Source organism: Streptomyces sp. NPDC056486, from assembly GCF_042795295.1.
In the GTDB taxonomy this organism is placed as follows: Bacteria; Actinomycetota; Actinomycetes; order Streptomycetales; family Streptomycetaceae; genus Streptomyces.
The window spans coordinates 1-12,084 of the sequence record NZ_JBHTSF010000076.1; the positions used below are offsets into that span (position 1 = coordinate 1).

Genomic DNA, 12,084 nt, shown 5'->3' on the forward strand with positions numbered 1-12,084 from the left:
CTCCTGTTTCGTCAGTACAGCTTGTTGACCGCCTTGACGGTCGTTGTCTTGAAGTCGGCCACCTGCGCGTGGGCGAAGTTGCCCATCTGCCCCCACTGGACGAGCGTCACCGTGGTGCCGTCCCGGCCGACCGAGAACATATTGATGTCGGAGGCTCCCCACGTGGCCTCGGTGTGGACGCCGTAGACATGAGCGCCTTCCTCGACGTTCAGCTTTCCGTAGTACTTCTGCGTCGCGGTGATCTCGGGATCCTGCTGCATCAGCTTCTTCGCGCAGCCGTCGAGGTCCTTGCGCAGCAGGGCTGCGAAGTCCTTGGCGCGCTGCTCACTGCGCTCGACGACCGTCACCTGGAGGGCGCCGGTGTCGAGGTCCGTGCGGTAGGCACGGTGGACGGAGATCGACGGCAGGGCCTCCCCCACACACATCGGCAGCGGGTCGGGCTGCCCGGCGGTCACCGGCCCCGCGGTCCAGGCCGACGTAGCATGCGGCGGCAGTTCGGCCGGAGCCAGGAACCGGGGCGAGTCAGCGGCGGCCGCCGGACCCGTACCGGCCACCACACCCGCCACTGCCACCGCGGCTCCCAGTGCACACAGCCCTCGGCTCATACGAACGCTCATGATCGTCAACTCCCCGTTTTCGAAAGGTCAGTTAGGCGACGACGTCGGTCCTGCCGCCTGATTCCCACGCCTCGTACGACCCGCGACACCCCGCACCCGTTGTCCCCGCCCACGTCACAGCTCTGTCCGCTATGTGACGGAACGGCAACGTCCGCACGCGTGTTCACGTGCACGGGCCCGCTGGAACCCGCCGGCACCCGCTGCCACCTGCGCGTGGCGGGAAGGGGAAGATTACTTTCCGCCCGCTTCCGCGTGACGGACCCGCGCGACACGTGTCCAAGGGGTCGAGCCGGGCAGGCGGCGCAGTGCGCCGTCCGCAAGAGACAACGAGGAGTAACCCCATGGACAGTTCCGCGACACCTGCGCGTGCGGCGTCCGCCGACGTCGCGGACGCGTCCGGCGTACTTCCCGCCTCTACGGGACGGGCCGAGGCCCCTTCCCTGTGGGCGCGGCGGGGTGCCGCACTGCGCCGCACGCCGGTGTCGATGTGGAACGACGACGTGTCGGACTGGGCCGCGGCGTTGACGTACTACGCGATCCTCGCCCTGCTGCCCGCCCTCCTGGTCACGGTCAGCCTGATCAGCCTCGTCAGTCCCGGCACGACGCAGACGCTCATCGCGGAGGTAACGGACTGGGCGCCCGCGCAGGCGGGCAGCGCCTTGAACGAGGCGCTCACCGAGATGGCCGGTGCGCGTTCCGCCGCCGTGACGGTCGTGGTCGCCGGCGGGGTCAGCGCGCTGTGGTCCGCCTCCAGTTACGCGGCCGTCTTCCGGCGGGCGCTGCACTCGATGCACGGCGTGAAGGACACGCGGCCCGCGTGGCGCAAGGCGCACCGCGTGCTCATGACCGCCGTCGCGCTGCTCGCGCTCCTTGCCGCCAGTGCGCTGGTGCTCGTACTGAGTGGATCGCTCGTCCAGGCTGTGGGACGGCGCGCCGGTGTCGGCGACGCCGGGCAGACCGTGTGGAGTGTCATGAAATGGCCCGCTCTGGTCTGCCTGGTGGTCCTGCTCGTCCTCGTGCTCTTCCGTAACGCGCCGCCCTCGGAGCGCGGTTGGCGCCGCAGCCTGCCCGGCGGATTGCTTGCCGCGCTGCTGTGGCTCCTGTCCTCGGGTCTGTTCACCTTGTACGCATCGGGGTTCGGCACCTACGGCAAGCTTTACGGCTCGCTGGCGGGCGTGGTCGTCTTCCTCGTGTGGCTCTGGGTGTCCAACCTGGCACTCCTCGCGGGAGCCCAGTTCACGGTGGAGATGGCCCGCGCCCCGGCCGTGCAGTGACCCGCACGGGGGGCCGAACCGTGCGCCCCCAGGCGGAAATCCGGGCCCATGTGCCCGCGTGCACCCTTCCCTGCGCGCCGCGTGCGCTCCCCCCGCAGGGGTTCGGGGCGGGCACGTACCGGTGATACGCCTGAAGGACAAATTACTCGTGCGCGTGTTCATCGCCACGCGGCATCGAAGAGGAGTCATCCCATGGCCTCGTTCGACACGGGACGGTTGCGTGCGATCGTCAAAATCCTGGACCAGGCAAGCACCCATCTCCGGCTGGCTGCCCGCGAGTGTGCCCTCACCGGATCCGCGACGGCCATGACCCGGTCGGCCGCCGAACCTGCCGCATCCGGCATCGCCACGTCCGGTGCCACCGCACCCGGCACCACCGCATCTGGCATCACCGCATCTGGCATCACCGCGCTCCTGAGCGTCTCGGAGCAGGCGTCAGGCAGTGTCCGGCGCGCTCTCGTCCACATCCGTAACGGTGAGGTCCAGGACGCCGAGGACGAACTGGACCGGGCACGGACCCAGCCGTGCGGGCCGGACCTCACTCCGGCCGGACTGCCGCGGCCACTCCCCCAGCGCGTGACCACGGCACTGTGCCTGATGCAGGGGATCACCGGCTTCTTCCCGTCCGAAACGGAACAGGTCCTGATGCGGGCGGCCCTCCCGGCGGGGGCAGGAACCCTCCGAGTGGGGTCGGCGCTCCCCATAGCCGCCGCCCCCTGCTCCCCCAGCCGCTCCCTCACTCGAATGGGCTAAGGAGGGGATGGGGGACCAGATCGGCCCGATCGCCGCAAACAGCCAGCCGAAGGGCTCCCGTCGAGCCATCCGCGCACGCTCAGTGACTCTCCTGGTTGCGTCACGCACCGGTGGGGCGCGCGATGGAGGGGACGCGTGCGACGTCCGTGGCGAGATTCGATTCTGCCCGTCGCGCGCTGCGAGGGAGTGATCACCCATGACTCAGGGCGAGGCCTTCACCAGCGCCGATGGGCTCGCGGGCCTTACGGCCTACGACCGGACCGGCGAGAAGATCGGCAGCGTCGAGCAGGTGTATCTCGACGACCGAACTGGGCGTCCCGAGTGGGTGACCGTCAAGACCGGTCTCTTCGGCATGAAGCAGAGCTTCGTGCCGCTCTCCGGAGCCCGCCGCCAGCAGGACGAGCTGCATGTGGCGGCCACGAAGGAGGCCGTCAAGGAGGCCCCGCGCGTGGACGCCGACCAGCACCTCGAGCCCGACCAGGAGCAGGACCTCTACGCCCACTATGGCCTCACCCGTCCCGGTGGCACACAGCAGTCCCGTAAGCCGGCGACTGGTGGTCGCGACCGGGCAGGCATGGCAGGAGCCGGTGCCGGCATGGGCATGGGCGCCGGCGAGCGTGAGATGGCGAGCCGCTCCGGTGCGCGCGACGACCACAAGGGCGACATGATCCGCTCCGAGGAGCAACTGCATGTCGGTACCGAAGAGCAGGAGGTCGGGCACGCCCGACTGCGCAAGGTCGTCGTCAGCGAAGAAGTGAAGACCTCCGTCCCCATCTCCCACGAGGAGGTTCGCGTCGTACGTGAGCCCATCCGCGAGGGCGACCGCAGCACGCGTGCCAACATCGGCGAGGAGCAGACCGAGGTGACCCTGCACGCCGAGAGGGCTGTGGTCAGCAAGGAGTCCGTGCCGGTCGAGCGTGTCCGCCTGGAGACCGAGAAGGTCACCGAGACCCAGGAGGTCTCCGACACCGTGCGCAAGGAGCAGATCGAGTTCGACGACGCCAAGGGCGAGCGCGGCGCCAAGGGCGAGGGCATGCGCGACCGGAAGCAGGGCCCGCGTCACTGACACCTCTCAGGGTGCCCTGAGCGAGGGCAACTGACGGTGGAGGGAGGGAGCACTCGGCGAGAGTGCTCCCTCCCTCGGCGTTCGCGTGCGGCTGGTCACGCCCGCGCAGGCGGCCCGGGGGTGAGGAGTTCCAGGGCTTCCTCCCAGCGGAAGGGTGCGTCGTCTCCGGACGTGGGGCGGTGGGGTTCGTAGTCGCCGAGCAGCACGCCCATCGCACGCAGGCGGTCGGCGATGCCCGCCGCCCACTTGTTGATGGTGTTGAAGGTGGCCGGAGCCACCACGATCGCGTCCGCCGACGGGAAGGGGCGGGGGTCGTCGGGAGTGCGCCAGGCCGATCGGATCGGGCGGCCGGTCTGGGCCTCGACGGCCTGCTCGTCGATGAAGCCGCGTCCCTGCGGGGTGGCGATCACGCCGACGTCCCAGTTCCGCTCCTGCGCCGCAGTGATCAACTTACCGACGCCGTCGGCTGTCCCGGCCGCACAGACGACGACGTACAAGAAGGGCTTGGCCGACTGGTCGGTCACGCGGGCACTCCTGGGCTGGGCGTGCGAGGGGACAGTGCGGTGCGGTGCGGTGCGGTGCAGAGAGCGTAGAGCGGCGGGCGTCACGGCATACGCCACGCGTGCCGCGTTGATCTTTGATTGACCTCAACCCCGGTAGGGCTGTGCACTGGCATCAGCCCAAGGAGGAACAACTTGCCCACCAAGTCACTGCAGATTCCCACCACGGACGGTCAGGCCGACGCCTTCGCCGCCTTCCCCGACCGTGGCGAGCGGCACCCGGGGGTGCTGCTGTACCCCGACGCCTTCGGCGTGCGGCCCGAGTTGGAGGAGAAGGCCCGCGAACTGGCCGAGCACGGTTACTACGTGCTCGTCCCCAACCTCTACTACCGGCACGGCCCCGCACCGGTGATCGAACTCCCCGAGCACATCGGAGAAGAGATCCGGGCCGCGGTCTTCGCCCAGCTGATGCCCCTGGTCGAGGCGCACACCGCCGAACGCGTCCTGCGCGACGCCGACGCCTACCTCAGGTTCCTCACCTCCCAGCCCGAGGTCAGCGCCGGGCCGGTCGGCGTGATCGGCTACTGCCTGGGCGCCGCCCTGGCGATGCGCACAGCGACGGCCCACCCGGACCAGGTGGCCGCCGTCGCCGGATTCCACCCCGGTTTCCTGGTCACCGACGCGCCCGACAGCCCGCACCGCCTGGTCCCGAAGCTCACCGCACAGGTCCATCTCGGCCTGGCCGAGGGCGACCTGACGCCCGAAGCCATCAGTGAGCTCGACCAGGCTCTGGATGCCGCGGGTGTCGGCCACTCCATCGAGATCTACCCCGGCACCATCCACGGCTTCACCATGTCCGACACCGACGCCTTCAACCCCTCCGCACTGCAACGTCACTGGGACCGCCTGCTCCCCCTCCTCGACCGCACCCTCGTCACCAAGTGAGGCGCTGAGGCTTCGGCCCGGTATCCGGGCCGAAGTCCAGCGGCAGCATCCCGCGACACTCAGTAAAGTCGCCGACATGCGCGGTGTGCGGGTGGTGTTGATCGGGGGGACGTCGCATGTGGGGAAGTCGACCGTCGCCCAAGTGGTGGCGGACAGACTGGGGTTCGCGTGCCTGTCGACCGACGGCCTGGCGCGGCACCCGGGGCGGCCCTGGCGGACGCCGGACCGGGAAGTGCCCGCGCACGTCGCCGAACACTACGGATCCCTGCCGGTGGACGAGCTGATCTCGTCTGTACTGGATCACTACGAGCGGCTGTGGCCCCGCATCCAGGAACTGATCACGGATGGCGCGGCCGGGCACCGTGCCGGAGCGGGCCTCGTCCTGGAGGGGTCGGCGCTCTGGCCGGACCGCGTCGCCAGGCTGAGAGCCCCTCACGCGGCCGCCGTGTGGCTGACCGCGGAGGACGCGGTAATCCGCGCCCGTATGCACGAGGGCAGCCGCTACAACGAAGTCACCACCGAGGAACGGCACCTGATCGATCAGTTCCTGGCTCGCACCCTGCGCTACCAGGCGCTCATGCGGGATGACGTCGACAGAACGGGCTTGGATCACATCGACGTGAAGAGCGACTGCCGGTCACCCGAGGAACTGGCCGACGCGGTGCTTACAGCGGTCGCCGCGCAGTACGCGATCGGGCGGTCGGCCATCGGTTGATGCCCACCGCGGTGGCTCGCCGACAAGGTCAGAGCCCTGCACTGCCCGGCAGAACCTGACCGTCCGGCGAACCGCGCCTGGCGGCGCCCGCACATTCGAGGCAGGCCGGTTCACCGTCGATCGTCGTCCCGTCGTCGGATGCGGCTTCGCAGATGCCGGTGCGGCCGGGGTGGTTGGCCTGGCAGTGGCAGGTGCAGGTGTCGGTGACCGCTTCCACGTCGGAGTCGCCTTGGGGGGCGAGGCCCATGCGGATGTCGTGGCAGTTGCGGCACAACGGCACATGCTGCGGGCCGGTGGTGGGCGCGTTGACGACGACGGTGAGACCTGGTTCGGCGTAGCCGCTGCATGTTCCGGGGAACTCGGGGTGAGTGCCGCACGGGCAGTGGCAGGAGGGGAGGTCGGCGGTGAGCGGCGTCGGGTTGGATTCGTACTCGGCCTCGGAATCGGACCCCTGCCGCTGCACGGCAGGCACCATCGCCCGTCTGAGTGCCTCGGCGACAGCCTGAAACTGCTCTGCGTTCGGCGCGGATGCAGGCTTGGTCATGCGCCCATTGTGTTGATCGACCCGGCGTAGCGCCAGTAGCCCTGGGGGCCGCGAGGTGTTGACGGTTCGGCTCAGGCGCCGGTCTCCGAGAGGCCGGCGACGCTGTTCCGGCACGCCGCTGCCGCGGCAGTGATGACCTTCTCGTACTGCTCGTCGTCGAGGAGGACGGAGAGCCCGAAGGCGATTCCCCATGCGACTTGTGCCGCGTCCTCGCCGAAGGTCTGTTCTTGCCTGATCAGCTCTCGACCGAGGTACTGGCCGTGGAGGTCTCTGGGATCCTGGCTCTCCGCGCGACGTCGGACGGCTTCGACGGCGCTCACAGTGAACGTCTCGTAGTGGGTGTCACCCAGCAGTCTGCGCAGTTGCTCGAGCTGGGCGTGGGCGGCGCGAAGGTGCAGCGACCACGTTCGACTGGTGCCGAATTGCGCTTCCATGGCCTGCGTCAGGTCGATCCGCCGGAACATCTCGTCGAGGGGGTCGTAGGTCATGATCTCTCGGTAGCGGCTACTGACGCCAGGGCGACGAAGGCTCGCTGCGGGCTCCCCCATGTGGCTGCAGTCAGCAACCAGGGAGCACCACTCGTTCGTGCCCGCGAATCAGCATCATGCACATGACCATTGGCACGTGCCTCGGCTTAATGGCCGGCAACGGCACCCTCAGCGACGGCTCCCAGGTCGGCAACGGCGACCGCAACGGCTACAAGGTCGGCGGCGAGGGCATCAAGGTCAACCACGTCAACCGGCGCAACATCGCCCACAACAACGGCAAGCACGGGTTCACGTACAACAGGAACCTCCTACGCGGCGGACGGGCACCTCGTGGTCACCTTCGGCGGCAACGCGACAGCGCCATAGACGCCGATGCCGGCCGGGGTGGCACCCCGGCCGGCATCTCTCGCTCAGAACCGCCGCTCAGGCCGCGGGCACGGACCCGGTGGCGAAGTACGGCTTGCACACCGAGCCGGACCAGTCCGTGGCGATTTCCAGGAGCCTGTTGCCGTCGGCCGACGGCAGCAGGCTGGAACTGTAGTTGGGGCAGTAGTCGACGGTCGTCGACTCGACGGCGACCGGCGCGGGGATCTCCCGCCACTTGCCCGCGCCGCCCGCGCTGTTGACCCAGACGGTGCGTCCGCTCCCTGCCGCCTTACTGCCGTCGCGGTTGTACATGACCTGGCCGACGAGGAAGAGCCTGCCCTTGGGGTTACCCGCTTCAGGCGCCCACGCCATGTTCGGCGCGTGCTTGAAGTACTTGCCGTCTGCGGTCTCCGGGCGGATACCCAGGGAGGTGACGGCGCCCCAGTTCCAGCCGTCGGACGAGGTCCGGTAGTGCACGACGCACTGGAACTGGCCCGCGGCGGCGCAGATCTCGAACGACATGAAGTAGGTCCCGTCGCCCATCTTGCGGACCACCGCCATGCCCGGCCGGTCCGAGGCGAGCGTGCTGGCGACGGTGTCGTGGTGCCCGTTCCACTTCACCCCGTTCGCGGTGCGGGCGGCCACCAGTTTCTGGCTGTGCGCGGCGTCGGTCTCGTCGGAGTAGTGCGCGACGAGTTGCCCGGATGCGTCGACGGAGAACTCCGGCTCCCACAGCCCCTTGGTGTTCGACGCCGTGGCGATGGTGGACAGATAGCTCCAGCTGCGGCCCACGTCATTGCTCTTGAAGACCCGCAGGGCCATCCGCCGGTTCGCCTCGTCCTGGCCTACGGAGGCGGCCCACAACAGCGTCCCCGCGGGCATGTTGCCTATGCGCCGCGGGAGTTCGTACAGCGTCGAGCAGCAAAGACCCTGCCCGCCCGCGGCCTCCGGGTCGCGCACTGTTCCGACTTCACGGAACGACCCGCCCCCGTCCGTACTCTCGTGAATGGCGCCGAGCCCGTTGTTCCCGGAGAACGTGACCACGGAGGCCAGGATCCGGCCGTTGGCGTCGCCGCTGTGGGCAAGTCTGACGGCGCGCGGGTACAGGCCGGTGCCGTCGCGCAGCAGGGTGCCGGTCGCGGCGTCGGCCGACGACCCCGACTGCGAGACGAACAGCGCCGCCAAAAAGGCGAGCAGCACGGGGAACAGGACGGTGGGACGGAGGAGACGTGGTCGTGCGGGATCGTGCGCTGACATGGGCCTCTCCTGACTTTGCGGTGGGTGTGCAAGGGGCGTGGGACGTGTGGGACGGAACAGTTCGAACTACGGGTGTCGGTCGTCCTCAGTCGTCCTCAGTCGTCGTCAGTCGTCGTCAGTCGTCGTCAGTCGTCGTCAGTCGTCGTCAGTCGCCTTGAGGTGCGAGACGGATGACGTTCCAGGAGACCGGCGGCAGCTCGGCCGCAAGTGAGCCCTCGGCGGTGATGTGCGTCCCGGACGCGCGACGCGGCACCACCCGGTCCGGCTCCGCCTCGGTGTTGACCGCGTCGGGGTCCTGGTCGGCGAGGACCAAGTGCTCCACGACGCGGTATCCGGCGGCGCCCCCGCGCAGCGCGGCCTCGAGTCGCAACGGCTGCTCCTGGTCACGGTTGACGGCCAGGACGGTGAGCGCGCCGCTCTCCTCGTCGTGCGTCACCACGGTGTCGAGGGTGGACACATCGCCGTACTGAGGTGTGTCGATGCGGGGCCCGGTGGCGTCGGTGCGCAGAACGCGTCCGGTGGCGTATCGGGCCGCCTGGGCGAAGGGGTGGAAGATGGTCTGGCGCCAGCTGGCGCCGCCGGGCTCGGTGCGGATGGGCGCGATGACGTTGACCAGCTGGGCGAGGCAGGCGATGGCCACCCGGTCGGCGTTGCGAAGGAGCGTGATGAGCAGCGAGCCGACCACGGCGGCGTCGGTCACGCTGTACGTGTCCTCGATGAGGCGGGGCGTCTCGGCGGTCTCCAGGTTGCGCTCGCCGACGAAGCGGGCGGCGTACCAGACGTTCCACTCGTCGAAGGAGAGCTTGATGTGCTTCTTGGCTCCGCGCGCCGCCCGTACGTGATCGGCGGTCGACACCACGTCGCGGATGTACTGGTCCATGTGTGCGCCCGAGGCGAGGAAGCTGGCGCGGTCGCCGTCGAACTCCTCGTAATAGGCGTGCAGGGAGAGGTAGTCGACCTCGTCGTAGGTCTGCTCGAGGACCTCACGCTCCCAGGTGCCGAACGTCGGCATCCGCGAGTTGGAGCTGCCGCACGCGACGAGCTCGATGGAGGGGTCGACCTGGCGCATCGCCTTGCCCGCCTCGGCCGCGAGCCGCCCGTACTCGGTGGCCGACTTGTGGCCCGTCTGCCACGGCCCGTCCATCTCGTTGCCCAGGCACCACAGCTTCACGCCGTGCGGGTCGGTCACGCCGTGCTTGATGCGCAGGTCCGACCAGGCCGTGCCGCCCGGGTGGTTGCAGTACTCGACCAGGGCGCGGGCGGCGTCGATGCCGCGCGTCCCCAGGTTCACGGCCATCATCGGGTCGAGGCCCAACTGGCGTGCCCAGCCGAGGAATTCGTTGGTACCGACGCGGTTGGTCTCGATGGAGCGCCAGGCCAGGTCGAGCCTGCGCGGGCGATCGGCGACAGGACCGACGCCGTCCTCCCAGTGGTAGCCGGAGACGAAGTTGCCGCCGGGGTAGCGCACGAGGCCGGTGCCCAGTTCGCGGACGAGCTCCGCGACGTCTCCGCGGAATCCGTCGGCGTCGGCGGTGGGGTGCTCGGGGTCGTGGATGCCGGTGTAGACGCAGCGTCCCATGTGCTCGACGAAGGTTCCGTACAGGCGCGGGTCGACGTCGCCGACGCTGAACTCGGGGTCGATGACGAACCGTGCGGTGTGCGGCATGGTGTGGTGCCTCTCTCTGTGGTGCGGTTTTCGGGTCGGGCAGTGGGTGGGTTTCTTCTCGGGCCGAGGGTGGGCTACTTCAGGCCGGTACCGGCGATGCCCTCGACGATGCGGCGCTGGAACAGCGCGAAGACGGCGAGCAGCGGGATGGCGCCGAGTACGGCGGAGGCCATGAGCTGGGCGTAGGGCACGCCGAACACGTCCTGGACGGAGGTCAGTCCGACGGGCAGCGTCATCATCTCCGGGTCGGTCACCACGAGCAGGGGCCACAGGAAGTTGTTCCAGACGCCGACGAACACGAAGATCGTGACCGCGGAGACGGCCGGGCGGGAGATCGGCATCACGATCTGCCAGTAGGTGCGCAGCCAGCCCGCGCCGTCCGCGCGCGCCGCGTCGATCAGCTCCCGCGGTATCCCGTCGAAGAACTGCTTGAAGACGAACACGGCGACGACATTGGGGACTTGCGGCAGGACCACACCCCAGTAGGTGTTCAGCAGGCCCGCCGACTGGAGCGCGAGGAACTGCGGGATCATCAGGACCTGGCCCGGGATCATGATGCCGGCGAGCAGCATCACGAACGCGGCCCGGCGCGCCCGGAACCGGGTCTGCGACAGGGCGAACGCGGCGAGGGACGCCATGATCACCGTGAGGACCGTGGTGAGGATCGAGGTGATGAAGCTGTTGGCGTACCAGTAGGGCAGCTTCCCCGCGTCGAAGATCTGCCCGTACGCCTCCAGGGTCGGGTGCGCGGTGAACCATGCGGTCGGGTTGGTGACGACCTCCTGCGCGGGCCGCACCGAGGTGGCGAGCGCCCATGCGAGCGGCACCAGCCACAGCACCGCGAGGGCGATGAGCGTGCCGAGGGCCACCCGGTTGAACAGGCGCTCCGAGTCGCGGCGGGGGGCGGGCGGTGCGGTGGTGCCGCGGGGCTCGGTCTCCGGTCGCGTGGCGATCGCGGTCATGGTCAGTTCTCCTTCTCGGCGCGGCGTACGAGGGCGAACCAGACGAGGGAGACGAACAGGATCACCACGAACAGGAGCAGCGACACGGTCGAGGCGTAGCCCACGCGGCCCTCGACGAACCCGGTGTCGTAGATGAGCTGGAGCGAGGGGCGTGTGCTGCCGTCGGGGCCGCCGTTGGTCATCATGTAGATCTGGTCGAAGACCTTCAGCGAGGCGATGACCTGCAACACCGTCACCAGGGTCGTCGTACGGCCCAGCATCGGCACGACCACGTGACGGATGCGCTGCCAGGGCCCGGCCCCGTCGATGGCGGCCGCCTCGTGGACCTCGCGCGGCACGTCCTGCAGACCGGCCAGATAGAGCACGAAGTTGAAGCCGACGGTCCACCACACCGTGGCCGCCGCGATGGAGATCATCGCCCAGTCCGGGTCGCCGAGCCACGACGGCGGGGTGTCGACGCCGAACCACTTCACGGCCTCCTGGGCCAGGCCCAGTTGATCGGCGTAGATGAACATGAAGAGCAGCGAGACGACTGCGGACGGCAGCACGAACGGCGCGAAGAACGCGAAGCGGAAGAACCAGCGGCCGCGCACGAACCGGTCGGCGAGCAGGGCGAGGACCAGGCTGAGCACGACCAGCGGCACCGTCGTCAGGACCGTGAACCACAGCGTGTTGCCCAGGGTGCGCCAGAACTCCGCGTCGCCGAGCACGGCCTTGTAGTTGGAAAGGCCCGCGAAGTCACCGAGGCCGCTCCTGAGCAGGCTCGTCTCGAAGAACCCGGCGACCACGGTGTAGATCAGCGGCCCCACCAGGAACACCAGATAGAAGAGGGCGAAGGGCAGCAGCATCCCCGGGCCTGCCCAGCGTTCGCGTCTGCTGGATATCGGGGAGTTCGCGGTCGTCGTGGCCACGGTTCGGCCTTTCGGTCAAG

General features: G+C 69.2%; 13 protein-coding genes. 5 read left to right on the plus strand and 8 right to left on the minus strand.

Features of this window, described 5'->3' with window-relative positions; translation table 11 throughout:
- Positions 1-11: 11 nt before the first annotated feature.
- Positions 12-617, minus strand: coding sequence for a hypothetical protein (locus ACFQ7F_RS26620; RefSeq protein ID WP_383274971.1), 606 nt, complete (start codon positions 615-617; stop codon positions 12-14).
- A 341-nt stretch (positions 618-958) separates the two neighbouring features.
- On the opposite strand from ACFQ7F_RS26620, the gene ACFQ7F_RS26625 reads away from it, so the two are divergent.
- The 3 genes from ACFQ7F_RS26625 to ACFQ7F_RS26635 all read left to right on the plus strand — a co-directional run bounded on the left by ACFQ7F_RS26625 (position 959) and on the right by ACFQ7F_RS26635 (position 3,710).
- Positions 959-1,891, plus strand: a complete 933-nt coding sequence (locus ACFQ7F_RS26625; RefSeq protein ID WP_383274974.1) for a YihY/virulence factor BrkB family protein — start codon at positions 959-961, stop codon at positions 1,889-1,891.
- A 192-nt stretch (positions 1,892-2,083) separates the two neighbouring features.
- Positions 2,084-2,644 (plus strand): hypothetical protein, encoded by a 561-nt coding sequence (locus ACFQ7F_RS26630; protein WP_383274977.1) that lies wholly within the window; start codon positions 2,084-2,086, stop codon positions 2,642-2,644.
- Positions 2,645-2,840: 196 nt separating this feature from the next.
- Positions 2,841-3,710, plus strand: a complete 870-nt coding sequence (locus tag ACFQ7F_RS26635) for a DUF2382 domain-containing protein (RefSeq protein ID WP_383274980.1) — start codon at positions 2,841-2,843, stop codon at positions 3,708-3,710.
- 95 nt (positions 3,711-3,805) lie between these two features.
- On the opposite strand, the gene ACFQ7F_RS26640 is transcribed toward ACFQ7F_RS26635, so the two are convergent.
- The gene (locus tag ACFQ7F_RS26640) at positions 3,806-4,234 is read right to left on the minus strand and encodes a flavoprotein (protein ID WP_383274983.1); all 429 of its coding nucleotides are present in this window, start codon (positions 4,232-4,234) and stop codon (positions 3,806-3,808) included.
- Between the two features lie 171 nt (positions 4,235-4,405).
- On the opposite strand from ACFQ7F_RS26640, the gene ACFQ7F_RS26645 reads away from it, so the two are divergent.
- The gene (locus tag ACFQ7F_RS26645; protein WP_383274986.1) at positions 4,406-5,155 is read left to right on the plus strand and encodes a dienelactone hydrolase family protein; all 750 of its coding nucleotides are present in this window, start codon (positions 4,406-4,408) and stop codon (positions 5,153-5,155) included.
- A 76-nt stretch (positions 5,156-5,231) separates the two neighbouring features.
- On the plus strand, positions 5,232-5,870 hold the full coding sequence (locus ACFQ7F_RS26650; protein WP_383274989.1) for a hypothetical protein: 639 nt from the start codon (positions 5,232-5,234) through the stop codon (positions 5,868-5,870).
- Positions 5,871-5,898: 28 nt separating this feature from the next.
- Here the strand turns inward: ACFQ7F_RS26650 and ACFQ7F_RS26655 are convergent, their stop codons facing one another.
- The 6 genes from ACFQ7F_RS26655 to ACFQ7F_RS26680 form a co-directional block, all read right to left on the minus strand.
- Entirely contained in the window at positions 5,899-6,414 is a 516-nt protein-coding gene (locus ACFQ7F_RS26655) for a hypothetical protein (protein ID WP_383274992.1), read from the minus strand.
- 71 nt (positions 6,415-6,485) lie between these two features.
- Complete coding sequence (locus ACFQ7F_RS26660; protein ID WP_383274995.1) at positions 6,486-6,902, minus strand: hypothetical protein; 417 nt, start codon at positions 6,900-6,902, stop codon at positions 6,486-6,488.
- A 423-nt stretch (positions 6,903-7,325) separates the two neighbouring features.
- Positions 7,326-8,525 carry a sialidase family protein gene (locus ACFQ7F_RS26665; RefSeq protein WP_383274998.1) on the minus strand — a complete coding sequence of 400 codons (1,200 nt, stop codon included), beginning with the start codon at positions 8,523-8,525 and terminating at the stop codon, positions 7,326-7,328.
- Between the two features lie 145 nt (positions 8,526-8,670).
- Positions 8,671-10,191 (minus strand): alpha-N-arabinofuranosidase, encoded by a 1,521-nt coding sequence (locus ACFQ7F_RS26670; protein ID WP_383275001.1) that lies wholly within the window; start codon positions 10,189-10,191, stop codon positions 8,671-8,673.
- Between the two features lie 74 nt (positions 10,192-10,265).
- Positions 10,266-11,153 carry a carbohydrate ABC transporter permease gene (locus ACFQ7F_RS26675; protein ID WP_383275004.1) on the minus strand — a complete coding sequence of 296 codons (888 nt, stop codon included), beginning with the start codon at positions 11,151-11,153 and terminating at the stop codon, positions 10,266-10,268.
- Between the two features lie 2 nt (positions 11,154-11,155).
- The gene (locus ACFQ7F_RS26680) at positions 11,156-12,064 is read right to left on the minus strand and encodes a carbohydrate ABC transporter permease (RefSeq protein WP_383275007.1); all 909 of its coding nucleotides are present in this window, start codon (positions 12,062-12,064) and stop codon (positions 11,156-11,158) included.
- Positions 12,065-12,084 lie beyond the last annotated feature (20 nt).

What these genes read in the sequence shown, in the direction of transcription:
- ACFQ7F_RS26660 (WP_383274995.1), bottom strand. Translation starts at nt 6,902, where the DNA reads ATGACCTACGACCCCCTCGACGAGATGTTCCGGCGGATCGACCTGACG.
- ACFQ7F_RS26620 (WP_383274971.1), bottom strand. Translation starts at nt 617, where the DNA reads ATGAGCGTTCGTATGAGCCGAGGGCTGTGTGCACTGGGAGCCGCGGTG.
- ACFQ7F_RS26675 (WP_383275004.1), bottom strand. Translation starts at nt 11,153, where the DNA reads ATGACCGCGATCGCCACGCGACCGGAGACCGAGCCCCGCGGCACCACC.
- ACFQ7F_RS26670 (WP_383275001.1), bottom strand. Translation starts at nt 10,191, where the DNA reads ATGCCGCACACCGCACGGTTCGTCATCGACCCCGAGTTCAGCGTCGGC.
- ACFQ7F_RS26625 (WP_383274974.1), top strand. Translation starts at nt 959, where the DNA reads ATGGACAGTTCCGCGACACCTGCGCGTGCGGCGTCCGCCGACGTCGCG.
- ACFQ7F_RS26665 (WP_383274998.1), bottom strand. Translation starts at nt 8,525, where the DNA reads ATGTCAGCGCACGATCCCGCACGACCACGTCTCCTCCGTCCCACCGTC.
- ACFQ7F_RS26650 (WP_383274989.1), top strand. Translation starts at nt 5,232, where the DNA reads ATGCGCGGTGTGCGGGTGGTGTTGATCGGGGGGACGTCGCATGTGGGG.
- ACFQ7F_RS26630 (WP_383274977.1), top strand. Translation starts at nt 2,084, where the DNA reads ATGGCCTCGTTCGACACGGGACGGTTGCGTGCGATCGTCAAAATCCTG.
- ACFQ7F_RS26635 (WP_383274980.1), top strand. Translation starts at nt 2,841, where the DNA reads ATGACTCAGGGCGAGGCCTTCACCAGCGCCGATGGGCTCGCGGGCCTT.
- ACFQ7F_RS26655 (WP_383274992.1), bottom strand. Translation starts at nt 6,414, where the DNA reads ATGACCAAGCCTGCATCCGCGCCGAACGCAGAGCAGTTTCAGGCTGTC.